Consider the following 2,300-nt stretch of genomic DNA (forward strand, 5'->3'; position numbering starts at 1 on the left):
TCGAATCAGCGGCGTCGTCGGCCTTACCGTTGGCGGAGTGGTCCTTCGCCTTCGGCTCGGCGTCCGCGCGCTCACCGGAATCCTTGTCGGACTTGGAGTCGGCGGCGTCCTTGTCGGACTTGTGGGTGTCGGCCTCGTCCTTGGGGGACTTGGTGTCGGCGTCGTCGGTCTTGGTGGTGTGCTTGTCGTCGGTGTCCTTGGGGTGCTCGTCGCCGTCGTGGTGTGCGGCGTCGTCTTCCTTGTGGGACTTGTACGACGTGGGCTTGTCGGCCTCGGTCTTGTCGCCGTGGCTCGTCGAATCCGCAGCGTCGTCGGCCTTACCGTTGGCGGAGTGGTCCTTCGCCTTCGGCTCAGCGGCCGCGTGCTCGCCGGAATCATGCCCATGCTGAGCGTCGGCATCGGCCTTACCGGAGCCATTTGCGTCGCCGGAGTCGTGGCCAGCCTTGCTGGCGTCGGCGGCCTCATCCGCGTGGGTGGCAGGCGTGTCGGCTGCATGCTTTCCGCTATGCGGCTGCTTGTCGCCGACCAGGCCGTCCCCGGCAGGAGTGTCCTTCTTGGGGGTGGTAGGCGCGTCGGGGGCGCCGTCTCCACCATGTCCTGCCCGGGGGGTGTCACCGTGGCCGGGGGTGGAATCAGCGCGCGAAACACCGTGCGTATCACCGGTGGACATGCCCGGATCGCCGCGGTGCGGACCCTGCGCAGGGGCCGACGAACCTCCGTGGGTGCCAGTATCAGCACCAACATGACCGCCGCCCTGGCCCGTGGGGGCGCCAGCAGCGTGCGTACCACGCGACGCGTCTCCTACGCCGCCACCGACATCAGCGGAATTGCTGACGCCGTGTGCGCCGTGACCCGCATGTCCTGCGTTTGCTCCGAAATCAGCGGTACCGCCGAAGCCATCCGCTCCGTGGCTCACACGGCTCGGATCGCTGCCACCGAAGGCACCAGCGCGCTCGTACGATCCCTGAGCGCCCACGCTGGCCTCGCTACGACCAACGCCCGCACCGACAAGCTCATCGGCACCGCGCGTCTCACCGTTAGCGTGGGTCGAGCTGTGATCCAGGTAGGAAGAGTCCTTCCTGTTCTCAACACCGAAAAGATCGTAATCGTCCCGATTCGCAGAGAAACCATCGGAGTCCCACGAATCGTTAGGCTTTCGCGGAGGCTTCCCATCGCCCGCAACAGCGTGTTTCGGTTCGAAGTCGTCACCCTTCAAAGCTCCGTCGGTGCCGCCGCGGTGAGGACCACCTGCGGTTTCGACAGGATGGTACTGGCCGTTGGGAACCTTGTCGGAATCACCGGGTTTGACATCCACATGATCCAAGCTCTTCTGGTTGCCGCCAGCGTGCGTATCGATCTTGTTCGCCGGGGCACCGAAATCGTTGCCCGAACGGGTAAATACCTTGTCAGGATCGACGGGCTTCTTCTGCGCAATAGCCTCAGCCGGTGCACCGCGCTCACCCACACCGTCGTTGCGCACGGGAGCAGCGGGGGAGCCGCCAGCAGCACCGTGGCCAGAAGCCCCGCCGTGCGAGCCAGCAACGGGAGCGCCGGTGGCCGGGGCACTCGTTGCAGGGGCACCATGAGTGCCAGCCGCAGGCGCTCCGGTAGCGGGTGCACCATGTGCGCCAGACGTGGGGGCGCCGGTGGCGGGTGCGCCATGAGCACCGGACGCGGGTGCGCTGGTAGCGGGTGCACCATGTGTGCCGGACGCGGGTGCGCCGGTAGCGGGTGCGCCATGTGCGCCAGACGCGGGGGCGCCGGTAGCGGGGGCACCATGAGCACCAGTCGCAGGTGCGCCGGTAGCGGGTGCGCCATGTGCGCCAGTCGCGGGTGCGCCGGTCGCCGGGGCTCCGTGGGAGCCAGCCGCGGGCGCTGCGGTGTGACCTGACGTGCCCGGGGCAGCAGCATTACCCGCACCGTGAGTGGCACCACCGGTATCCGCATTCATGAACGCGTTGTTGTGAGCGCCGTTAGACGCGCTGGGAGCAGTGTTCGCGGGAGCCGCGTGCCCGCCGGTGCTGGCATCGCCAGCCGCGGACGCATGAGGCGTCGCGTCGGGCTGAGCGGCACTGGACACACCGTTGGAGCGGTGGCCCGGATCCGTGGGCGGAAGAGCCGAATCCTTGACATCCCCGCCACCGTGCGAGGCGTGGCTGGCGTTGCCTGCGGCGTCGGCTGTGTTGCCTGCGGTGTGCGAGGCGTGGCTGGCGTTGCCTGCAGCGTCGGCTGTGTTGCCTGCGGTGTGCGAGGCGTGGCTGGCGTTGCCTGCAGCGTCTGCGGCGTTGCCGCCAGCGTGT

The 2,300-nt window shown here is 68.2% G+C and carries 1 pseudogene; it reads right to left on the bottom strand.

Annotation, left to right across the window (positions count from 1 at the left end):
• Positions 1-2,300: pseudogene (locus HMPREF1137_RS10395) on the bottom strand (hypothetical protein); the annotation flags it as partial.

The sequence above is a fragment of the Actinomyces sp. ICM39 genome (assembly GCF_000282935.1).
GTDB classification, from domain to species: Bacteria; Actinomycetota; Actinomycetes; order Actinomycetales; family Actinomycetaceae; genus Pauljensenia; species Pauljensenia odontolytica_B.